The 22,779-nt window shown below is 70.5% G+C and carries 11 protein-coding genes; 3 read left to right on the forward strand and 8 right to left on the reverse strand.

From position 1 onward, the window contains the following. Positions 1 to 21: 21 nt before the first annotated feature. From dpgB to ACWCQ6_RS15490, 8 genes are all read right to left on the reverse strand, one after another. Positions 22 to 729: an enoyl-CoA-hydratase DpgB gene (dpgB, locus tag ACWCQ6_RS15455; RefSeq protein ID WP_451089334.1), complete on the reverse strand. Its 708-nt coding sequence runs from the start codon at positions 727 to 729 to the stop codon at positions 22 to 24. Positions 730 to 783: 54 nt separating this feature from the next. After that, on the reverse strand, positions 784 to 1,869 hold the full coding sequence (gene dpgA, locus ACWCQ6_RS15460; protein ID WP_451089336.1) for a 3,5-dihydroxyphenylacetyl-CoA synthase DpgA: 1,086 nt from the start codon (positions 1,867 to 1,869) through the stop codon (positions 784 to 786). A gap of 79 nt (positions 1,870 to 1,948) precedes the next feature. Next, positions 1,949 to 4,789 (reverse strand): AAA family ATPase, encoded by a 2,841-nt coding sequence (locus ACWCQ6_RS15465; protein ID WP_451089338.1) that lies wholly within the window; start codon positions 4,787 to 4,789, stop codon positions 1,949 to 1,951. Positions 4,790 to 4,963: 174 nt separating this feature from the next. After that, positions 4,964 to 6,475 (reverse strand): MFS transporter, encoded by a 1,512-nt coding sequence (locus ACWCQ6_RS15470; RefSeq protein ID WP_451089340.1) that lies wholly within the window; start codon positions 6,473 to 6,475, stop codon positions 4,964 to 4,966. Between the two features lie 61 nt (positions 6,476 to 6,536). Next, entirely contained in the window at positions 6,537 to 7,241 is a 705-nt protein-coding gene (locus ACWCQ6_RS15475) for an isochorismatase family protein (protein ID WP_451089342.1), read from the reverse strand. 28 nt (positions 7,242 to 7,269) lie between these two features. Next, a complete protein-coding gene (locus ACWCQ6_RS15480) occupies positions 7,270 to 7,797 on the reverse strand; it encodes a flavin reductase family protein (RefSeq protein WP_451089344.1) in 528 nt (175 codons plus the stop codon). 173 nt (positions 7,798 to 7,970) lie between these two features. Continuing rightward, positions 7,971 to 9,656, reverse strand: coding sequence for an NAD(P)/FAD-dependent oxidoreductase (locus ACWCQ6_RS15485; protein WP_451089346.1), 1,686 nt, complete (start codon positions 9,654 to 9,656; stop codon positions 7,971 to 7,973). 36 nt (positions 9,657 to 9,692) lie between these two features. Next, positions 9,693 to 10,970 carry an NAD(P)/FAD-dependent oxidoreductase gene (locus ACWCQ6_RS15490; protein WP_451089348.1) on the reverse strand — a complete coding sequence of 426 codons (1,278 nt, stop codon included), beginning with the start codon at positions 10,968 to 10,970 and terminating at the stop codon, positions 9,693 to 9,695. Positions 10,971 to 11,239: 269 nt separating this feature from the next. On the opposite strand from ACWCQ6_RS15490, the gene ACWCQ6_RS15495 reads away from it, so the two are divergent. From ACWCQ6_RS15495 to dpgD, 3 genes are all read left to right on the forward strand, one after another. Continuing rightward, positions 11,240 to 17,680: a beta-ketoacyl synthase N-terminal-like domain-containing protein gene (locus ACWCQ6_RS15495; RefSeq protein ID WP_451089350.1), complete on the forward strand. Its 6,441-nt coding sequence runs from the start codon at positions 11,240 to 11,242 to the stop codon at positions 17,678 to 17,680. Between the two features lies 1 nt (position 17,681). Further along, entirely contained in the window at positions 17,682 to 21,611 is a 3,930-nt protein-coding gene (locus ACWCQ6_RS15500; protein ID WP_451089352.1) for a type I polyketide synthase, read from the forward strand. 290 nt (positions 21,612 to 21,901) lie between these two features. Further along, entirely contained in the window at positions 21,902 to 22,705 is an 804-nt protein-coding gene (gene dpgD, locus ACWCQ6_RS15505; protein WP_451089354.1) for an enoyl-CoA-hydratase DpgD, read from the forward strand. Positions 22,706 to 22,779: the final 74 nt, after the last annotated feature.

Here is a 22,779-nt window from a genome sequence, read left to right on the forward strand (position 1 = left end):
TCGCTCCTTCCTCGGTGACCATCAGGCGTTGCCGCGTGCGGTGGCGAACTCGTCCCTGGTCCGGCGCAACGTCCGGTCACAGGCGGCGAGATGCTTGCCAAGCGCGTCCTCGAAGGCGGTCACGCCGGCCTCGATGACGAGCTGCCGCCGGATCGCGAGCTCGACGGGGTCCAGCTGGGCGAAGCGCGCGGCAAGACGTGCGGCGACCGCAGCCGGCTCCTTGGTCGTCTGGTCGATCAGCCCGATGGCCAGCGCCCGCTGCTCCGAGAGCTCGGCGCCGAACAGGACGAGTCGGCGGGCGTGCAGGCCGCCGAGCTGGTTGGTGAGCCGGTGCACGGCCATGCCCGACCAGACACCGTCGTTGTTCACCGGGACGGCGATGTGCATCCCGGGCGTGCCGATCCGGTGGTCGGCGGTGAGGAGGACGTCGAGGGCGGGGCCGCTGCAGACGCCCTCGACCGTCACGATCTTGGCGAACCGGCCCTGTTCGAGCCGGCGCAGAGCCTTCTCCCAGCGGCTCACCACATCGATGCCGACATCACCCGGCCAGTTCTCCGCCGGGCCCGTGCCGTGCAGCCGTATCACAGCGCTCGTCGTCCCGTTCGCGTCCTCAAGGCGGTCGCAGAGGTCGTTGACCTCCGCGACCAGCCGGGGGCACAACGGACGCGTGCTGTCGATCTCGAGGGTGGTGTCGGGGGAAAGGCCCTGGGCGAGGTCCGAGGAAGACATGTCTGAGTCCTGATCGTCGTGGTAGACAAGGGAGATTCGGTACAGAGTCGTGGTTCAGTAGCGGACGAGCGCCGTTTCGATGGTCGAACCGGGGCCCATCGTCATGAGGACGCCGTAGTCGCCGGGACGCGTCACGCCTTCCCGCAGCAGCTGCTCGTACGAGAACAGGAAGGACCCGCTGGAGAGGTTGCCGTAGTCGCGTAGTACGTCGGTGGTGTGCCGCACGTCATGCCGGGTGAGGCCGAGGTTGACCGACACCGAGTCGATGACCTTCTTGCCGCCCGAGTGCACAAGCCAGTGCGCGATCTGACTGCGGCGTAGACCGGTCCCGTTGAGGAGATCCGCGATGACGCCCTCGGCGTGTGCGCCCACTACGTAGGGCACCTCGCGGTCGAGATGGAAGCTGAACTTGCCCTGGTCGTCGTCCCAGTCGAAGCGCATGGCGTCGACGGCGTCGGGGACGATGCAACTGGCGTACTTCAGTACCTGTGGGCCGGACTTCTCCGGGGCGTGGGAGACGGCGATCGCTGCGGACCCGTCACCGAAAAGGCTGTTGACGACGGAGGTACGCATCGTACCGTCGAAGACGTACGCGGCCGAGCACACCTCGATGCAGACCATCATGGCGATCTGCCCCGGGTTGGCCGAGGCCCAGCCGGTGGTCGCGTTGAGGGCGTTGAGGCCGGCGTTGCAGCCCATGCCGACGATGTCGAGACGGCTGCAGTCGGTGGGAATGCCCAGCTCCCGGATGAGGAGAGCGCTGAAACCGGGAGTCAGCAGGCCGGTCGAGGTCACGCAGACCAGATAGCCGATGTCGCTCACCGCGGCACCGATCCGCTTGAGGCAGGACTGCAGCGCGCGGGCGCCCATCTCGGTGCCCTGGACCTTGTGCTTGGCGAGCAGCTCGCCCTGCGTCTCCATGCGGGGCCGGCCGTCGTCGCCGTAAGGCGGAACGTTCAGAAAGCGCCGGTCGATCGCACTGTTGAGGAAGACCGAACGGATCCGCTTGTCCTGGATCTCGTACATCTCCAGGAGATCTTCCTGTGAATAGGATGAATCCGGGGTCGCGGTACCGACGCCCAAGATGGTCGGTCCGCTCCGCGTGGCGGTCCAGGGGGGTATTTCCTCGCTGAGGATCATTCTGACTGCCCTCGCTGATGTCGGTGGAAAGTCCCTCGATACTCTGTGAAAGAGTCGCGGATTCAGCCTAGTCGAGGAATTATCGGCTGCGGATACCCCTCCCTCTGTGAAGGAAGTCACCGGGCTCTCTAGGGGGAATAGGGGGAGAATTCGAAATGGAGTCGGCGAGTAAGGGGTCCATCCCTGATTCGTTTTTCTCCGCCTCCAGGAACACCGGAAGGTCGGTGCGGTTCCGCACCCGGAGTTTTCGGTACACCTGCGTCAGATGCTGCTCGACGGTGCTCACGGTGATGCACAGCCGCTGCGCTATCTGCCGGTTGCTCTGGCCCTGCGCGGCCAGCCCTCCGACCCGGCGCTCGGCCGCACTGAGTTCCGCCGCGCGATCGCCTCGGAGGGCCGGTCCTCCGGAAGTGGCTCCAGCCGACGGCATATCCGTGAGACCGGGCCGCAGTGACCGGGCAAGGCGCTCCGCGTGGCATTCCTGCGCCGCCCGCCACGCGCGGCGCAGGGTCGGCCTGGCCCGCCGTGAGTCACCTGTAGCGGCATAGGCGCTGCCGAGGTCGGCGAGGGCGTGGGCGAGTTCCACCCGGTCGCCGGCCGCATGCAATGCCTCCACCGCGTCGCTGAGCAGGCCCGGCCGTTCATGAGGCTCCAGTGTCGCCGCGAGATGGCGCAGCGCCCGGCCGATGGTGCGCTCGTCGTCGGCTGTGAGGCCGTCGATCTGCTCCTCCAGGAGTGTGCGCGCCTCGTCACGGCGGTCGAGTCGCACCAGGGCCTGGGCGGTGTCGATCCGCCACGGCATGTGCCGGAGACCGTCGGCCCCCCAGTCCAACAGGAGCCGGCCACATGTCCTGAAGTCGCTCAGGGCGGCGTAGGGACGGCCGACCGCGAGGTGATACTGCCCGCGCGCCCGCAGGTACCTGAGTCCGAACGGTGTCTCGAGCAGGGCGCCCGGCGTCGACAGGTTCAGATATCCGGCAGCGTCTTCGAAGCGCCCGGTCTCCACGGCGATGGTGAGCAGACAGGCGAGCGGCGCGCCGGCGAGTACCCCCCAACTCGCTCTCGACGTCTCGTCCAGGGCAGCCGCCGCTAGTCGGCCGGCGGCCGGCAGGTCGCCCCGGAGCAGCGCGGCGTCAGCGTGAGCCGCGGTGAACAGGCCTCGCCAGTCCGGACCGTCGTCACCCGCGGCGTCCGCGAGCATCGGCAGGCACCAGGGCGCCACCGTCGCGAGTCGCTCGGGCCGGGCCAGCGCCAGCAGGCCCAACGAGATCCTGGCGAGCGGCTCGTCGGTGCGCAGGCCCTGCCAGAGGTGGTCGCCAGGCACCGCCACATCGCTCCGAACGGCCGTGAGCATGGTGATGACCAGTGAGGGGGTGCCGCCGGAGCGCAGGTCCCCGTGCGCGGGGTCCATGGTTCCGGTGCCCACGCGTAGGCGCTGAGCCGGGTAGCAGAGCTCCAGGCAGGCGCGCACGGCACCGAGCTCCACCGCTTCCGGTCCGGTCGCCGTCGTGGTGAGCCGGTCGAGCGTCGCGGCCGCCTCGTCCACCCGGCCGTGCCACAAGAGGTACTCGAGTACCGCCAGCGGCTGACGTCCGGTCAGCAGCCCTCGGCTCGTGGCGTCCGCGAGCTGTCCGAGATGGCGTACGGTGCGTGCGGGGTCGACGCGCCACTCGGCCTCGGCGAGCACCGCACGGCTCACCGCGCGCTGCTGCTCGTCGTCGGCGAGGGCGTGCGCCAGTTCGAGGCAGTCGAGGGCGAAGTCGACCTGGCCGCTGGCCGTCGCGCTGGCAGCGGATTCCCGCAGAATGGCCGCCGCCCATGGTTCGTCCGTCTCGCCGGCGGCGATGAGCTGGTTGGCGATCGAGGTGGAGTGTCCACCCTCGGCGTGCAGCATCGCGGCGGCGCGCCGATGGCACGCGAGGCGGTCGGGGGTCCCGAAGTCCCCCAGCACGGCGTTCTGGGCGGCGTGATGCCGGAAGCGGCCGCGGTGCAGCAGCCCCGACGCGTTGAGCAGTTCGATGAGGGCGCGGTTCTCGATGGATCCGACTCCGCTGAGCCTGGCGACGAACTCGGGGCGGGTTTCCTCGCCGATGACGGCGATGGCGCGGGCTACGTCGAGCGCATCCGGTTCGAGCCGGTGGAGACAGCTCACGACCCGCTCGGCGAATCGGTCGCCCACCACGGGGCCCGTGGGCGGTTCCTTGCCCGCGGACCGGGTGGACGCCTCCCAGTCCTCGGCGAGCGCCCGTACGAGCAGAGGGTTGCCGCCGGTGACGGCGAACGCCGCCGGGGCGAGACTGTGGGCCACATGCGCGTCGAGGTCGTGCGCGAGGAGTGCCGCGACGCCGTCGCAGGTGAGCGGGGACAGCCGGATCCGGGTGCAGTACGGGTGACGCGACAGCTCGGTGCGAAGATCCGCGTGCTGGGTCCCCGAGCGGTCCTGGTCGCCCATGACGAGCATGATGCGCGACCGGCGCAGGCGACGGGCGAGGAAGAGTAAGCACTGGAGGGAGTCGGTGTCCGCGTGGTAGACGTCGTCGACCGCGATGAGCAGTGGTTCCTCAGCGCTCATGTCGAGAAAGATTCGTGAGATCCCCTCCAGCACCTGGAGGCCGACTGCGCCGTCCGCCTGGGCCTCGCCGCCGATGACGGTCTCGGCCCGCTGCGCGTACGCGGTGTCGGCGCCGTGCAGGAGCTGGCTGAGCAGGCCGAAGGACAGGTGCCGTTCGACCGGTGAGGCAGCGGCTCGGAGGACGCGTACCCGGTCGCCCGCCACCTGCTCGGCGAAGGTGTGCAGTAGTTCCGTCTTGCCGACCGCTACCGGGCCCTGGAGGGCGACGACGCTGCCTGCTCCGTGCAGACAGTTCTCCAGCAGGCCGGAAAGCTGTTCGAGTTGGCGTTCCCGCTCGACCAGCACCATCCGTGTGCACCTCCTCAGGCCGTGACGGCTCCAGTCTGCGTGGACGCGTCTGAAGGAGTGCTGGACGATCTCTCCCCGAGGACGGGGCACGTGGGCAGGCCGCGTACACGACGGACCGGCCGCGCGGGGGATCCCGTTCGCGGCCGGTCGGGTGGTGGGTGCGGGTGGGTTGTGTCAACCCCGCTCCGCCCGGGTCGCCTTCTCTCTCAGCGTGTCGGGACGGGCCATCGGCCCGGAGCCCTGGCGGGCAGCCGGACCCGGCATGGGGCCAGGGCTCCGGCGGGGGAGGATGAACACGGCGACGAGGACGGCGAAGATCAGCAGACCGCTGTTGGACGCGAACACCATGCCGTACCCGTCGGTGAGCCGCTCGCCCACCGAGGCCGACGCGGCGGCGTTCGACGTGGCGGCGGCCGCGACCGTGCTCATCGCGGCCAGGCCGATGCTGCCGCCGAGCTGGCGCGCGCTGTTCAGCAGGCCCGATGCCATGCCTGCCTCGTGCGGGGCGACGCCCGCCGTCGCCGCGTTGGCGATGGGGACGAGGAGCGGCCCGATGCCGAAGCTGGTCACCAGGGACGGCCCCAGGACGTCGACCAGGAAGGTGCCGGTCGGCCGGATCTGGCTGAACCAGGCCATGCCGGCAGCGCCGATGATCCCGCCGACGATGAGCAGCTGACGCGCCGAGAACCGGGCGAGCAGCTTCACCGCGTACAGCGATCCCACGACGAGGCCCAGGCAGAAGGGCAGGAAAGCGAGGCCGGCGCTCATCGCTCCCATATCCAGGACCTGCTGGAGGTAGAGGGATACGAAATAGAAGGAGGTGAAGATCGTGATGGAGACCATCATCATGTAGAGGTTCGCGCCGGACACCGACCGGTTGGTGAGCACCCGCAGACGCAGCAGCGGTTCCTTGGCGCCCGTGCCCTCGTAGACGAAGAATCCGGTCAGCAGGACCGCCGCGACGACCAGACCACCGATGGTGGCCGCCGAACCCCACGACTCGCTCTCGGTCCTGACCAGAGCGAAGACCAGCAAGGACGTTCCCAGGGTGGCCAGGATCGCGCCGACCACGTCGAGCCGGCGGGCCGTGTCGCCCGCGCCGGCCTTCGCCACGTGACGACGGGTGAGCCAGAGGCCGACGATCGCCATCGGGACGTTCACCAGCATGACCCAGCGCCAGTTGATGTACTCCGTGAGCAGACCGCCCACCACGACGCCGACCGCGGCACCGCCGGCTGTGACGGCGCTGTACACGCCGAGGGCTTTGCCGCGCTGCGGTCCGGCCGGGAAGCTCGTCGTCAGGACCGCGAGCGCGGCGGGGGCGATCAGTGCGGCGCCCACGCCCTGCACGGCACGCGCGGCGATCAGCTGCCCCGGGCCCTGGGCGAGACCGCCCAGGAGCGAGGTGACGCCGAAGAGCGCGAGGCCGATCAGGAGCAGTGGCCTGCGGCCGAACCGGTCAGCGGCCCGGCCGCCCAGGAGCAGCAGTCCGCCGAAGGTGAGTGTGTAGGCGTTGACCACCCAGGACAGTCCCGACTCGTCGAAGCCGAGCGCCGTCCGCATCGACGGCAGGGCGACGTTCACCACCGAGACGTCGAGGGAAACCATGAGTTGGGCGACGGAGACGGTCCACAGGACGCCTCCAGGGCTTACGGCCCGTTCCTCTCGTGCCGAGTTTTTGTACATGTAAAAATAGTAGCCTCGGGGATTGCCCTTGTCGAGCGAGAAAGGGCGGGACCGGATGCCTTCACGAGAGGCGTCGGGCGGCGCCTCCCCAGGGGGCAGGCTTGGGGGCGCGGGCGGCGCCGAGCAGCTCCGCCGTCAGTTCCGCCGTCAGCTGCGCGGTGGGCTTCACGGCGGCGCAGCAGCTTGCCGCCCAGGCAAGTGCCGCCTGGTGCTCGTCGGCGCTGAAGTCCGCGATCGCGTCGGCCGCGAGGAAGACCTCGAGGTTGTGGCTGAACGCGTCCACCGCCGTGGTGACGCAGCCCAGATGGGCGTACACACCGCAGATCACGAGCTGTTCGCACCTCAGCGACCGCAACTGCCGCTCCAGGCCCGAGCCGAAGAAGGCGCTGTAGCGCCAGGCCGGCAGCACGGCTCCGCTCGCGTCCGGGGCGACCTCGTTCACGATGGCCGCGTCCTCCATGACATCGTCGAGGCCCTTCCCCCAGAAGTCCGTGAGCAGACCGCGCTCGCCCGGCGCCTGGGTGCCCGGCTGCACGGTGTGGATGACCGGCACGCGCAGTCGGCGGCATGCCTCCAGCAGTGCCGAGCAGTTGGCGAGCAGTGGTTCGAGCGGCGAGGCGCCGCGGGCGTACGGCCGGAGGAAGAATCCCTGCATATTCATGACGAGCAGGGCGGACCGTTCGGGGGCGACGGTCCAATCGACCCTGTTCTCGACGAGCAGGTCCGGGCCGGGCATCGGATACGGGTCGATCACGGAGACGTCCATGGTCCGCCGTTCCCCTCCACCGTCGCCGTCAGGAGATGAAGTCGTATGACAGGAAGCTGTTCTCCACGTCCTCCGCCCAGGAACCGTAGCGGCGCATCCCGTACAGCAGAGGGATCGGCCGGGACAACGAGGTGACGAGTGTGACGCGGGCCATGACCACCGCGTGGTCGCCGACGGTCTGTTCCGCGGTGACCGTGCAGTCGGCGGTCGTGTGCGCCGCCTCGATCAGATGGGGCCCGCCGTTCTGAGCCGGGACCCACGGCACCTGGTCGAACCGGTCCGCGGCCCCCGACCCGAACAACTCGGCGGTGGAGCGGGCGCGCTGGTGGAGCAGGTTCACCGACAGTGACCCGCTGTCGGTGATCGCGCGAAGGGTGGGGCTGCCGGCGCGCAGACACACGAGCAGCGTGGGCGGGTCGAGGGCGACGCTGCACAGGGAGGTGCAGGTCATCCCCCAGGGAGTGCCGTCCGGGGCCAGCGCCGTCACGACCGAGACACCCGTGGGGAATCCGGCCATCAGACGGCGTAGATCGGCTTCGTACCGCTGGTGCGACATGGGTCCTCACTTGCCTCGGTCGCGGGGATACGGACAGGGAAAGGGGGGAAAGGCCGGAAGGATCCGGACCGCCGGACGGCCTCGTGGGGATGGGGGTCGTGTCCACGAGGCCGTCCAACGGGGGCGCGGGGCCTGGAAGCCCCGCTTCAGAGGTCGGAGTCAGCGGACAGGCATCAGTAGTCCGCGGAACCGTCTCCGGCCTCCGCCTCCTTGGCGCGCGCCATGCCACGAGCAGCGTTGAGCATGCGCTTGCCGATCTCCGGCGGGGCCTGGGTGCGCGACCACTCCTCGGCCGCGTCCATCCGCTCCCGCGTCATGTTGAAGCAGCGGTGCTCGGGCAGACCGAACTTGTCGGCGTGCGCGATGAAGTCCACTTCCTTCTGGATGTACTCGTGGATACGCGCGGCGGCGACGCCCGGATCGAGCGTCCCGGCCTCGACGGCCTCGCAGAGCTCGCGGGTCAGCGTGCCCATCCGGACGAAGGTCTCGCTGATCGGCAGCGGGGAGCCCGGGTTCCCCGACCGCTCGGCCTCCAGGAAGACGTCGGGGTCGCCGGTCTCGCTGTACCGGTAGTAGGCGTCCTCGACCATCATGTTGCCGCTCATCGTGCCGAGCATCCAGGTCCGGTTGACGGCGTTCCACAGCTCGTAGTGGCCGAAGCCGACGAACGAGCTGTACACCAGGTCGTCGTGGAAGTCGAAGAGCCCCTGCTGCAGGGCCTCCACGTGGGCGAACCGCTCCTTGGACCAGTCACCGTCGCGGGAAGCGGCGATGAGCCGCCAGCCCAGCGCGTTGACGAGCTCCAGAGTGTTGGCCAGACCGCGCGAGTACAGCGCGTCGATGAATCCGGCGGCGTGGGACGTCAGGCAGTAGCGGTCGCCGACGACCGTCTTGGCCGAGTACTGGAGCCGGCCGGTGGAGACCCACGGGCGGACCGCCTTCGCCCCCTCGAACTGCCAGGCGATCTCGGGGAACCGCTTGAGGAAGTCCTCGAACTCCTGCTCCGGGGGTGTGTCGCCCTTGGGGTACTTCCGCGGATCGAGGGTGAGGCCGACGCTGCACAGCGGGTTTCGGGCCTTGTCGTGGTTGTCGAACGGGATCACCCAGAGCCAGCCGCCGTCGAAGACGTGGTGGAGCGTGCCGTGGTGCCACGGGCTCGGCTGATCGTGCGGCTGGGCGGTGGGCGAAGCGTCGAACGGTTTCACGCCGATCATGTGGGTGAAGAGACAGCGTGAGTGGGTCCGGGCCCGCGTCGGCGTCTCACGCAGGTCGAACTTCTCCGCGAGCGGCGAGCGGAAACCGCTGCCGTCGACCACGTACGAGGCCCGGAACTCCTCGCCGTGCTCCGTGCGCAGGACCGCACCCTCGTCCGGGTCGATGTCGATCTCGGTGACCCGGGTGGCGAGCCGAGCCTCGGCGCCGTACTGGAGAGCGACGTGGAAGAGGTGCGCGTCGACGTCCTGGCGGAACAGGTGGGTCTCGGTACGCAGATCGATGGGGACCACCAGCTGGTTGATCTCCTGCGGGTTCTGCGGCTGCCCCTCTCGGTGGTAGACGAAGCCGAAGTTCTGCTTCTGGCCGCAGTTGGGGGAGACCTCCTCGATTGTCCCCTTGTAGTTCGACAGGGCCTTCAACTCGGGCACGTCGTAGCGCTTCGCGATGAGCCGCGCCATGCCCGAGGTGTACGGGATGGTCGATTCACCGACCGCGAAGCGCGGATGGGTGCCCGCGTCGAGGATGAGGGTCTTCACCCCGTTTCGGGCGAGCACCGCGCCCAGCATGCCCCCGGCCATGCCGCTGCCGAGGATCGCCACGTCGTACCGGTCTGCCGCCGTGGAGGCGGAATTCTTGCCGTGCACCAGTTCTTCCTTCCGTTTGACGTTCGGCCGTCCGGCTCAGTTCGCGGCGGGGGCGGAGGGCCTGCTCTCCGGGACCAGGTCGTCGACGGTGATGTCCAGCGCGAGGTGCTTGCCGCGCAGGCCGGCGAGGAGCGTGACGAAGTCGTTCGCCGGAGTGTTCTTCTCTTCCGGATCGATGATCGACTGGGCCAGCTTGTGGTAGTCCTCCTTCTTCAGCGACCGGTCGTAGAAGCGCTCCACGAAGGAACGGACCTCGTTGAAGAAGCTGAGATAGGCGGTGGCGTAACGCTTGAGCGCCACCTCCTCGATCTCCGGGTACTGGAGGACCTTGTCGATGACCCGGGACAGGATGCTGCCCGCCGTTGTCGCCAGCGCGACGCCGGTCGAGATCAGCGGGTCGACGAAGGCGGCCGCGTCACCGACGGCGGCCCAACCCTTCCCGTAGACCGTCTGGTTCGTGTAGGACCAGTCGCGGGCGCTGCGGAAGCCGGCCGACTGGCGGGCGTCCCTCAGCATGTGCTTGAGCTTCGTGGTCTTCTCGACCTCGTCGCGGAAGAGCTGCTCGAGATTCTGGTCGGTCTCGCCGGCGACCGAGCTCGGCGTCACGAAACCGACACTGACGGTCCCCTTGTCGAGCGGAATTCCCCAGAACCAACCGTTCTCGATGCCCTCGATGAGGATGTTCGTGTACTGGTCGCCCGGCAGCCGCTCGCAGTTGTCGAAGTACGTCCACACGGCGACGTTGCGGAGCTTGTCGTGCCAGTGGATCTCCGAGTACTTACGGGTGAGGACGCGCGCCTGACCCGACGCGTCGACCACCATGGAGGCCTTGACCTCGTACGCCTCCTTGGCGCCGCGCACGGTGAAGCGGACGCCCGTGACCCGGTCGTCCTCCTCGATGGGCTCCTTCACCGTGGCGTCCTCGACGACGAACGCCCCCAGCTCCCGGGCCCGGTCCAGGATCACCGAGTCCAGGTCGGCGCGCCGGGTGTGGTAGGCGAACGGGTAGTCGCCGCCGTCGACGAAGGAGAAGTCCCAGGCCGCCTGCTCGCTTCCCCAGACGAACGTTCCGCCGTACTTGCGCTCGAAGCCGCGCTGCTCGAGCCGCTCGGTCAGCCCCATTTCCGCCATGGGGGCCATCACGACCGGAATAAGGGACTCGCCGACGTGGTAACGCGGAAAACGCTCGCGGTCGAGAATCAGCACCTTGTGTCCGCGCTTGGCCAGGAGTCCGGCGGTGGTGGCACCGGCCGGCCCACCACCGATAACGATGACATCGAATTCAGTGGGTATGCCGGTGAGAGTGGACGGCATGCTCGACCTTCCCGATCCGAAACGTGCCACATCCCGTCGAGCGGGCATTCGCAGCACTGTGTTGGCTGGACACAGCCAGGTTCGAGGAGCTGGGCTGAACGCCTTCTGTACAGCCTCTGGACGACTCCTTGTGAAATTCGGAACAGGTACTGGATCAGGGGGAGAAATAGGGGTTGTATTCGCCGACCCGGGCTTTCTAGCGTTACGGGCAGTGTGCTCGCCGGTCACGGCAGAGGTATGAGCAAGCTCAAGCAGGCAGGAGCGTACGAGTGACGCAAGTCGAAGACATCCGGCCACTTTCCGAAGTGCTGCGAGGCCATGCGCTCGCCAACCCGGACAAGGTCGCCTTCGCCGATGAGGAGCGCGAGGTCACCTACGCGCGGCTCGCCGGGCGTACGGGGCGGCTCGCCGGCCACTTGGCCGGATTCGGAGTGGCGCGCGGCGACCGGGTCGCGATCCTCCTCGGCAACAGCGTCACGACTGTCGAAAGCTATCTGGCGGTCACCCGCGCAGCCGCCGTGGGCGTACCGGTCAACCCCCAGTCGTCGGACGCCGAACTGGCGCATCAACTCGACGACAGTGGAGCTCTGTTGGTCATCACGGATGGCGCCCACCTGGAGCAGGTCGAGCGCATGCGGGCGACGCGGAAGAGGATGCTCGTGGTTCTCGCGCACGGCAGTGCCGCCGGCGCCGGAACTCTCTCCTTCGAGGAGCTCGCCGAGACCGAGCCGGAGCAGGGTCCCCGCGACGACCTCGGCCTCGACGAGCCGGCCTGGATCCTCTACACCTCCGGCACCACGGGGGCGGCCAAGGGAGTGGTCTCCCATCAGCGGGCCTGCCTGTGGTCGGTTCACTCCTCCTACCAGGGAGTCCTCGGTCTCGGCCCCGAGGACCGGCTGTTGTGGCCGCTGCCGCTCTTCCATAGCCTTGCGCACATCCTCTGTGTCCTGGGCGTGACCGTCACCGGTGCGACCGCGCGCATCCTCCCCGGCTTCGGCGCCCGTGACGTGTTGGAAGCCCTGCGCGCGGAGCCGTTCACCATGCTGCTCGGCGTCCCGGCCATGTATTTCCAGCTGGTCGAGGCCGTGGAGACGGCCGAGGAGGCCGGCCAGACGGTCTCGAAGCCGCGGGTCTGCGTGGTCACCGGTGCGGCGACCGGCGCGGCTCTCGCCTCGGCCGTCGAGCGCGTGCTCGGTGCACCGCTCGTGAACAGCTACGGCTCCACCGAGACCTGCGGCGCGATCACGATGAGCCGCCCCGAGTCGCCCCGGCCGCCCGGTACCTGCGGAACCGCGGTACCCGGCAGCGAACTGCGCCTGGTCGACCCGCGCACCGGGCTCGACGTGCGGACCGGGGACGAGGGCGAGGTCTTCGTGAAGAGCCCGAGCCTGCTGCTCGGTTACCACGGCCGGCCGGACGAGACCGCGGCCGCGCTGCGCGACGGCTGGTACCACACGGGAGACCTGGCCCGGCGCGACGCCGATGGACGCCTGACCATCACCGGCCGCGTCAAGGAGCTCATCATCCGGGCCGGCGAGAACATCCAGCCCGGCGAGATCGAGGACGTCCTGCGCAGCGTCCCGGGCATCGAGGACGCGGCCGTGACGGGCCGCCCGGACGAGGCGCTCGGCGAAGTCCCCGTGGCCTACGTGGTCCCCGCCTCCGAGAAGTGGTCGCCCGCCGAGGCGCTGGCCGCGTGTCGGCAGCAGCTCAGCTACTTCAAGGTTCCGTCGGAGCTCTACGAGATCGCCGCCCTGCCTCTGACCGGCTCCGGCAAGGTCAGCCGCCGCAGGCTGTCGCGACTTCCGGCGCGGCTGCGGGGCGTCGGCACCAGCCACCACGAACACCTGTGGCACACGAGGTGGGTTCCGTGGGAGCCGGAGTCGATCGGTCAGTACGGCGCATCCTCGGCAGGCGCGGACGCCCCGGTGTCCCGCTGGGCGGTGGTCGGATCGGCGGACGCGGTGTTCGCGGAGGCCGTGCGCCGCGTCGGCGGTGTCATCGAGACCTTCCCGGACCTGACCACGGCACGGGTCGCCGGACCGTTCGACGGCTACGTGCTGACCCTCGACGCGGGGGAGGACGTGATCGCCACGCCGCCCGTCCGGGACGGGGTGCCCGAGGGCCGGACGGTAATGATCACACGGGGCGCCGTGGCCGGTCGCCCCCAGGACCGGGTGGATCCGGGCGCCGCGGCCGCGCGCGCGGGGATCCTTGCCGAGGCCGCCGGCCGGGCGGTCCTGGTCGACCTGGAACCCGGGGAGCGGAGCGGGGAGGCGTACGTCGCCGCATGGCGAGCGATCCTGGAAGCCCCGGCGGAGGAGACGGAGTTCGCCGTTCGCGCCGACCGGGTCCTCGTGCCGCGGCTCAGGCGCGTACCTGCGACGACCGAGGTCACCGCGGTCGCGCCGCGACAGGGTGGGGCCGCCCTCGTGACAGGTGCGGGTACCACCCTCGCTGGCGTGCTCGCGGCCCACCTCGTCATGGACCTCGGCTTCAGCGACATCGCCGTCAGCGATGCCGACCCCGCTGCAGCCGAGGCCCTGGCCGCCCGGCTGACTCGGCTCGGCGCCACCGTGACCGTTCGCACCGAACGGCTGGACAATCCCGACGGCGCTGCCGCCCTGCTGTCCGCCTTGGGCCCGGACCGCCCGCTCGACACGGTCGTCCACCCGGTGGAGACCCCCGCCGACGCGACAGCCGCGGAGCGGCTGGTCGCTCTGACCCGCGACAGCGGGCGCACGACCCTCACGCTCTGCGGCGCGCTCACCCACCCGGACGCCCATCCCGTCGTGCCCTCCGCGGCGGCGGCCACGGCCTATGCCGCCGCGCTCGCCCATGACGCCCCCCATTCCACCTTCCTGGCCTTCGGCCCGATCACCGCCGACGAGCAGGCCGCCGACGCCACGCCGCCGGGCCTCGTGGCACTCACGGCGCGGGAGGCGGTCGACGCCTTCGACGCCGGGCGGATAACCGAGGGCGGCCAGGTGCTGGTGATGCGCACCGACCCGTGGACCGTGCGGTCCGCCGGAGCCGCCCGGCTCCGCACACTGCTCCAGGCACCCGCCGATGGCGACGCAGGCCCGGCAGCCGACGAGGGGCTGCGGGCACGGCTGGGCGGGCTGCCCGGCAGGGCGCGTCGGCAGGCGCTGACCGAGCTCGTGCGGGAGGAGGCGGCGCGCGTGCTCGGGCTCGAGGAGCCCGTGCGTGTCGTGGTCGATCGCGCTTTCACCCACCTCGGGCTCACCTCGATCACCGCCGTCGCCCTGCGCAACCGACTGGCTGCGCGGACCGGCATGAGACTGCCCGTGACCATCGCCTTCGACCATCCGACGCCCGCCACGCTGGCCGCCGCCCTGGACCACGAGCTGTTCGACCGCCGACCGGCCGGCCCCAACGCGCCGCGCCCCCCTCGCCCGGATGACGACCCCGTCGTCATCGTCGGCATGGGCTGCCGCTACCCCGGAGGCGTTGCCTCCCCGGAGGACCTGTGGCGGCTCGTCGCCGACGGCCGGGACGCGATCGGAGCGTTCCCCACCGACCGCGGCTGGGACCTGGAGCGGCTGCTGTCCGGCGACGGCAAGGGGCCCGGCACCTCAGCCACCGGCTTCGGCGGATTCCTCGATGCGCCGGGCGACTTCGACGCCGGGTTCTTCGGCATCAGCCCGCGCGAGGCCCTCGCCATGGACCCGCAGCAACGACTGCTCCTGGAAGTCGGCTGGGAGGCGGTCGAACGCGCCGGCATCGACCCGACCTCCCTGCGGCAGACGGACACCGGCGTCTACGTCGGGCTGATGTTCCACGACTACGCCAAGAATCCCGGCACCCTCCCCGAAGACCTGGAACGGCTCCTCGGCACCGGCACCGCGGGCAGTGTCGCCTCCGGGCGCCTCGCGTACACGCTGGGCCTCAACGGCCCTGCCCTCACGGTGGACACCGCTTGCTCCTCCTCACTCGTCGCCCTTCACCTGGCCTCGCAGGCACTGCGCCGGGGCGAGTGCTCGCTCGCCCTGGCCGGCGGCGTCGCGGTGATGGCGACCCCGAGCACCTTCGTGGAGTTCAGCCGCCAGCACGGCCTCGCACCGGACGGCCGGTGCAAGGCCTTCGGCGCGGACGCCGACGGCACCGGCTGGTCCGAGGGCGTCGGCATCGTCGTCCTGGAACGGCTATCCGACGCGCGTCGCAACGGTCACCCCGTACTCGCCGTGATCCGGGGCAGCGCAGTCAACCAGGACGGGGCCAGCAACGGTCTCACCGCGCCGAGCGGACCGGCTCAGCAGCAGGTCATCCGCCAGGCACTGGCCGAAGCGGGCCTGACCCCCGCCGACGTGGACGCCGTCGAGGCGCACGGCACGGGGACCGTGCTCGGCGACCCGATCGAGGCCAACGCGCTCCTCGCGACGTACGGCCGGGACCGGGACGCCGAACGCCCGCTGCTCCTCGGCTCGTTCAAGTCCAACATCGGCCACGCCCAGTCCGCCGCGGGTGTCGGCGCCGTCATCAAGATGGTCCAGGCGATCCGACACGGCGAACTGCCCCGCACCCTGCACGCCGATCGGCCGACCCCCGCCGTGGACTGGGCCTCGGGCGCGGTCCGCCTGCTCCACGAGCACACCGTCTGGCCCGGGACCGCGGACCGCCGCCGCGCCGCCGTGTCCTCCTTCGGGGTCAGCGGAACGAATGCCCACCTCATCCTGGAACATGCCCCCGACCACCTGACCACCGCCTCGCCGGCCGGGCACCCCGACACCGTGCCGGTCGTCCTCTCGGCCCGCACCAAGCCGGCACTGCGTCGCCAGGCCGAACGCCTTCTGGACGTGATCCGCGCCGACTCCGGCCTCCGCGTCCCGGACCTCGCTGCCGCGCTGGCCACCACCCGTACCGCCTTCCCGCGTCGCACCGCGTTCGTCGTCGACGGGGCGGCGGAACTGGAGCACCGGCTGGCGGCCGTCGCCGCCGGCGAGGACATCGGCTTCGCGTCGGACGAGGCCCCCGCGGAAGCGTCGCTGGCCTTCGCGTTCACGGGTCAGGGCAGCCAACACCCGGGCATGGGCCAGGAGTTGTACGCCGCCTATCCGGTCTTCGCCACGGCGTTCGACGCTGCCTGTGCCGCCCTCGACCCGCACCTCGACCGGCCGTTGCGTGACGTCATGTGGGCTACCGAAGGCACGGCGCGGGCCGAGCTGCTCGACCGTACCGACTTCACGCAGGCGGCGTTGTTCGCCCTGGAGAGCGCGCTCTTCCGGCTCGTCGAGTCCTGGGGCATGGTCCCTGACCTCGTCATGGGGCACTCGATCGGGGCGCTCACAGCCGCACACGCGGCCGGGGTGCTCTCCCTCCAGGGCGCGGCATCGCTCGTGGCGGCCCGCGGCCGGCTGATGGCCGCACTGCCACCCGGCGGCGCCATGGCGGCGATCGAGGCGACGGAAGACGAGGTCCGTACCGCCATCGCGACCGCCAACGGCGCCGGAGCCGCGGCCGTCGCCGCGTTGAACGGCCCCCGCTCGGTCGTGGTGTCCGGTAAGAAGGAGGCGGTACGAGCCGTCGGGGACGCGTTCCGGGCGCGGCAGCGCCGGGTGACCGGACTCCGGGTCAGCCACGCCTTCCACTCGCCTCTGATGGACCCCATGCTGGAGGAGTTCAGAGCGGCGGCGCGGAAGGTGACCTACCGGCCGCCCCTCGTCCCGATGATTTCCGACCTGACCGGCAGGCTTGCCGAGCGGGCCGAGCTCTGCTCGCCCGACTACTGGGCGCGTCACGTCCGCGAGGCCGTCCGCTTCGCGGATGCCGTGACCGCCCTGCCAGGCCAGGGCATCACCTGCCTCCTTGAACTCGGCCCGGACCGCCAGCTCACCACCATGGCGGGCGACTGCGCGCCTGGCGGTGAACTCGCCCTGTGCGGAGGACTTCGGCGCGGACGGTCCGAGGTGCGTTCGTTGCTCGACGCGGTGGCCCGGGCTCATGTGCGCGGCGTTCGCGTCGACTGGCAGGAGATCTTCGCGGGAGGCCCCGCGCACCCGGTGGACCTGCCCGCCTACCCGTTCGATCACCGGCGGTACTGGCTCGCGTCTGTGCCGGAGGGAACCGCCCTCACAGTGCAGGCGCAAGCACCGGAACCCTCGTCCCCGCCGGACGAGCCCTCGGCCGTGGAACGCCTCCGGAACGACCTGTCGCGCCTCTCCGACGAGCTGCGCGAACGCAAGCTCACCGACCTCGTCCGGAGCGACGTCGCCGAGGTCGCCGGCTTCGACGGACCGCACGAGGTCGAGGCCCGTCGGAGCATGACCGACCTCGGGCTCGACTCCGTCTCCGCCGTGGAACTGAGCGAGCGCCTCGGCGCCAGGATCGGCCTGGAACTGCCCGCATCGCTGGCCTTCGACCACCCGACGTCGACGGCCATCGCACGCCACATGCTCACCGCGCTCCACGCCGTCGGCCTCGCCCGGGAAGGCGGGGAGGCACGGCCGCCGGAGGGCGCGGTCTTCGGTGAACTGGCCCGGCTCGAAGCATCCGTCGAACGGGATCGCCCTGACGCCGCAGCCCGCGACCGGCTCGTCGAGCGGCTGCGTGCCCTGACCGCGCGGCTCGTCGACGGCACGTCGGGGTACTCCGGGAGCGCGGAGGAGACCTCACTCGACAACGAGATCGTCGAGGCCGCGACGGTCGACCAGCTCTTGGACCTCATCGACAACGAACTGAAGGGATCCTGACGTGACGGGTGCCGAGAAGAACGTGACGGGTACCGAGGAGAAGCTGGTCGACTACCTCAAGAAGGTCACCGCCGAGTTGCGCGAGACCCGTCGGCAGTTGCACAGCGCGACGTCGGCGAGCCGCGAGCCGATCGCCATCGTGGGCATGGCATGCCGCTACCCCGGCGGAGTGCGTTCACCCGAGGACCTGTGGCGGCTGGTCCTGGAGGAGCGGGATGCCATCTCCGGGTTCCCGACGAACCGGGGCTGGGACATCGAGGGCATCTACGATCCCGATCCCGACCGACCCGGGACCTGCAACGCCCGAGAGGGAGGCTTCCTGCACGACGCGGCCCTGTTCGACGCGGACTTCTTCGGCGTCTCGCCCCGGGAGGCGCAGGCGATGGACCCGCAGCAGCGGCTGCTCCTGGAGACCGCCTGGGAGGCGCTCGAGCGTGCTGGGATCGACCCGGCCGCGCTACGCGGCAGCGACACGGGTGTGTTTACCGGTGTCGTCCACCACGACTACGCGACCGCACAGGTGCCGGACACGCTGGAGCCCTACCTCGTCACCGGCCTCTCCGGCGGCGTGGCCTCGGGCCGCATCTCGTACACCTTCGGCTTCGAGGGGCCGGCGGTGACGGTGGACACGGCGTGCTCGTCGTCGCTGGTCGCCCTGCATCAGGCGGCGCACGCGCTGCGCTCCGGGGAGTGCGGGCTCGCGCTGGCCGGTGGAGTCACGATCATGGCGTCACCGCGCGCCTTCCTGTCGTTCAGCCGGCAGCGGGGTCTGTCGCCCGACGGGCGGTGCCGGGCGTTCGGTGCCGGCGCCGACGGAACGGGCTGGGCGGAGGGCGCGGGCATGCTGCTCGTCGAGCGGCTGTCGGACGCCCGGCGCAACGGCCACCCGGTCCTCGCGGTCCTGCGCGGATCAGCAGTGAACCAGGACGGCGCCTCCAACGGACTCTCGGCTCCCAACGGCCCTTCCCAGCAGCGGGTGATCCGCAAGGCCCTGGCACACGCGGGCCTCACGGCGCGGGACATCGACGTCGTCGAGGGACACGGCACCGGGACAAAGCTGGGGGACCCGATCGAGGCCCAGGCACTCCTGGCCATGTACGGCCAGGAACGCGACGCCGACAAGCCTCTCTACTTGGGTTCGATGAAGTCGAACATGGGCCACACGCAGGCCGCGGCCGGGGTCGGCGGAGTGATCAAGATGATCGAGGCCATGCGGCACGGCATCCTGCCCAAGACCCTGCACGCGGACGAGGCGACACCGCACGTCGACTGGTCGGCGGGCGCGGTGAAGCTCCTGACGAACCGGCGCGCGTGGCCCGAGACAGGCCGGTCCCGCCGGGCGGCGGTGTCCTCGTTCGGCATCAGCGGTACGAACGCCCATGTGATCATCGAGGCAGCACCCGAGATTCCCGAGCCGGACTCGGCCGTCGGCCCCACCGCCGTCGGCATGGTCGGCGAGGCCTCACCGGACGCCGTACCGTCCCTGGTGCCCTGGCCCGTGTCCGGGCGGGACGCGGGTGCGCTGCGGGACCAGATCACGCGGCTGCGTGAGTCCGTGGCGGAAGGGTCGGCCGACCCCGTGGACGTGAGCCACACGCTCGCGCGGCGCACAGTGTTCCGGCACCGGGCGGTACTCCTCCGGGGCGCCACCACCAGGCAGATGAGCGGCGTCGCACGGCCGGGCGGTACCGCTCTGCTCTTCTCCGGTCAGGGCAGTCAGCGCCTCGGCATGGGACGGGAGCTGTACGAGGCCCACCCCGTCTTCGCGCAGTCGTTCGACGCGATCGCGGAGCTCACCGGTCTGCCTCTGAAGGAGGTGGTCTTCGGTGCCACGCAGGACGGTCTGCTCGACCAGACGCGCTACGCACAGGTGGCCCTTTTCGCGGTGGAGGTGTCCCTGTACCGGCTGATACGCAGCCTGGGCATCGATGTCCATGCCGTCGTGGGCCACTCAGTGGGCGAGGTGGCCGCGGCCCATGCAGCCGGCGTAATGTCCCTGGAGGATGCCTGCCGGCTGGTGGAGGCGCGGGGTCGTCTGATGCAGGCGCTGCCCGCGGGCGGCGCCATGGCGGCGGTGGAGGTCTCCGAGACCGAGGCGTCGGCGGCGCTGGCCGGACTGGAGGACCGGGTCGCGCTGGCCGCGGTCAACGGCCCCGGCTCCGTCGTGCTGTCCGGCCAGGAGGCCGAGGTCCTCAAGCTCGTGGACGCGTGGCGCGAACAAGGCGTGCGCACCCACCGGCTGACGGTCAGCCACGCCTTTCACTCGCCCCTGATGGATCCAATGCTGGCGGATTTCCGCCAGGTCGTGGCGGGGCTGGAGCTCCACGAACCCGTACTGGCCGGTCTGCCCGCCGAAGTCGTGGACCCCGAGTACTGGGTACGGCACGTGCGCCTTCCGGTCCGCTTCGCGGACGCCGTGGCACGGGCTTGCGAGGCCGGGGCCGTCCGCTGGCTGGAGGTCGGACCGGGCGGCGTCCTGACCGCCCTGACGCAGCGGATCGTGTCCGACGCCGAGGAGCAGGTCTTCGCGGCGGCACTGCGCGCGGACCGCCCGGAGACAGAATCGCTCGTCACGGCCCTGGCCCAACTGCACGTCGACGGAGGCACGGTCGACTGGAGCCGGCTGTTCGACGGGCACGGCAAGCTGGTGGATCTTCCCACGTATCCCTTCCAGTACCGGTCCTACTGGATCGAGGACCAGCCGTTCTCCACGACGACGCCCGCCTCGCCCTCTGCGAACCCGTCCCTCGATCACCGGACGGAGGAGACGACCGGAAACGGCGCGGGCGCGATGAACGGCGGCGGAGCGGGCGGGCCCTTCGCCGGTCTGACCGGGGCCGAGCGGCTGGCCGCCGTCACCGAGCTCGTATTGGCCGCGGCCTCCGAGACTCTCGGCCACGCCGGCACGACGGTCACGGCGGACCGCACCCGTCAGGAACTGGGCTTCGACTCTCTGACCGCGATCGAGCTGCGCAACCGGCTCAGCCGCACGCTGGGTCTCCGACTGCCCACCACGCTCGTCCTCGAACACGACGACCTTGCATCCGTCGCGGCCTTCATCGACTCCTGCCTGGAGGGCGTCTCCCCGGGACGGCACGCGACCGACGGCCGGTTCGGACCGGACGGCTCCGGGCTGCTCACCGAGCTGTTCCGGGAGGCGGCCGGGGCTGGGCGCATCGAGGACGTCATGTCCCTGACCGAAACCGCCGCTCGGATGCGGAAGACCTTCAGCGACCCCGGGGACCCAGCCGTCCGGCGCGTCCCGGCCTGGCTCGGTCGTGGGGCTGCCCAGCCGACGGTCGTGTGTCTGCCCTCCTTCAGCGCGATCGCCGGTGTGCACGTGTACGCCCGCTTCGCGGACGGATTCAGTGACGCATGGAAGGTGGCGGCGCTGGCCCACCCAGGATTCTTCCCGGGCGAACCGCTGCCGAGTTCGGTCGAGGTCCTCGCGGAGCTCCATGCCCGGACGATCCTCGAGATGACCGATGAAGCCCCCCTGCTGCTGGTCGGCCGATCCGCGGGCGGTTGGGCGGCCCACGAGGTGGCGGCGGCCCTGGAGCGGATGGACAAGGCTCCCACCGGGATCGCCCTCCTCGACACCCCGGCGAGCGGGGATGATCCGCGTGGACACGGCGTCATGGTCGACGGCATGCTGGAGCGTGACAGTCGACTTGTCACGATCGACGACTACCGGCTGACGGCGATGAGGTCCTACGCGCGCCTCTTCGGGGACTGGAAGCCCGAACCGATCGAGGCTCCCACCCTGCTGGTCCACGCGGCCACGCCGTACGGGGCCGATGAGAGGCGGATCGCCTCCTGGAATCTCTCCCATGAGGTCGCTGAGGTGACGGGTGATCACTTCACGATGCTGGAGGAGCACTCCACGACCACGGCCGAGGCGGTGGAGAGGTGGGCGCGGTCCTTGCTGTGACACGGCGACGGCCGCCGCGAAACCGGGTGTGACCCATACATCGGTCAGAGACCAGCCCGGCATGGCGGTCGGTTCCGGTCCCACACTCCGACACGGAGGCCGCCCGAGCCCGCCGGCCGGCCCCCTTTCATCCCCTTCGGGCACCCCTCCTTGTGTGCCCAGCAGCGGGTGCTTGCCACAGGGACGGGACTCGGTGGACAGCGCCCTCACACCGCAAGGGCGTGATCTCCAGGTCACGCCCGCAAGTCTGCCCCGATCAGCCAAATCACTCCAAGAATGAGGAATGACGGATGCTCGACGCCTTACAGTGCCTCCGCTACGAGAAGCGCGAGCGCGTCGCGTACATCACCCTGGACCGTCCGCAGGCACTGAACGCCATGGATCTGCGCATGCATGCCGAACTGGCTGCCGTCTGGGATGATTTCGAGGCGGACGACGGCATCTGGGTGGGTGTCCTCACCGGAGCCGGTGAGCGGTCCTTCTCCGTGGGCCAGGACCTCAAAGAGCTGGTTCGCCGGGTCGACGAGGGCACCGCCACCTCCACCTTCGGCAGTCGGGACAAGCCGGGCTGGCCCCGGCTGACCGAACGGTTCTCGATGTCCAAGCCGCTGATCGCCCGGGTGAACGGCTACGCCCTGGGCGGTGGCTTCGAGCTGGCTCTGGCCTGTGACATCGTGATCGCCGCAGAGCACGCCGAGTTCGCGCTGACGGAGGCGAAGCTCGGCCTGATCGCCGGTGCCGGTGGGGTCTTCCGACTGACCCGGCAGGCGCCCTACCGCGTGGCCATGGGACATCTGCTGACCGGGCGCCGCATGACCGCGGCGCGGGCGTACGAGCTGGGCCTGGTCAACGAGGTGGTGCCGGCCGACGCCCTGGATGCCTGCGTGTCCGGCTGGCTGGAGGACGTATTGAGCTGCGCGCCCTTGTCCCTCCGGGCCGCCAAGGAGGCCGCGGCCGTCTCCGCCACCATGCCGCTGGAGCAGGCGTTCGCTACCCGCTACGTGTGGGAGGAACAGCGCATGCACAGCAGGGACGCGCTGGAAGGGCCGCGCGCGTTCACCGAGAAGCGCCCACCGAAATGGACCGGAAGCTGACGGAACCAGCACGGACCGGCCCCTCTGCCCCTCCGACGAAAGGTCCCAGATGCCGCTCGAATCTCCACCGGAGT

This window comes from Streptomyces sp. NPDC001880 (genome assembly GCF_053594575.1).

What these genes read in the sequence shown, in the direction of transcription:
- ACWCQ6_RS15475 (WP_451089342.1), bottom strand. Translation starts at nt 7,241, where the DNA reads ATGGACGTCTCCGTGATCGACCCGTATCCGATGCCCGGCCCGGACCTG.
- dpgA (WP_451089336.1), bottom strand. Translation starts at nt 1,869, where the DNA reads ATGATCCTCAGCGAGGAAATACCCCCCTGGACCGCCACGCGGAGCGGA.
- ACWCQ6_RS15470 (WP_451089340.1), bottom strand. Translation starts at nt 6,475, where the DNA reads ATGTACAAAAACTCGGCACGAGAGGAACGGGCCGTAAGCCCTGGAGGC.
- ACWCQ6_RS15480 (WP_451089344.1), bottom strand. Translation starts at nt 7,797, where the DNA reads ATGTCGCACCAGCGGTACGAAGCCGATCTACGCCGTCTGATGGCCGGA.
- ACWCQ6_RS15490 (WP_451089348.1), bottom strand. Translation starts at nt 10,970, where the DNA reads ATGCCGTCCACTCTCACCGGCATACCCACTGAATTCGATGTCATCGTT.
- ACWCQ6_RS15465 (WP_451089338.1), bottom strand. Translation starts at nt 4,789, where the DNA reads ATGGTGCTGGTCGAGCGGGAACGCCAACTCGAACAGCTTTCCGGCCTG.
- dpgD (WP_451089354.1), top strand. Translation starts at nt 21,902, where the DNA reads ATGCTCGACGCCTTACAGTGCCTCCGCTACGAGAAGCGCGAGCGCGTC.
- dpgB (WP_451089334.1), bottom strand. Translation starts at nt 729, where the DNA reads ATGTCTTCCTCGGACCTCGCCCAGGGCCTTTCCCCCGACACCACCCTC.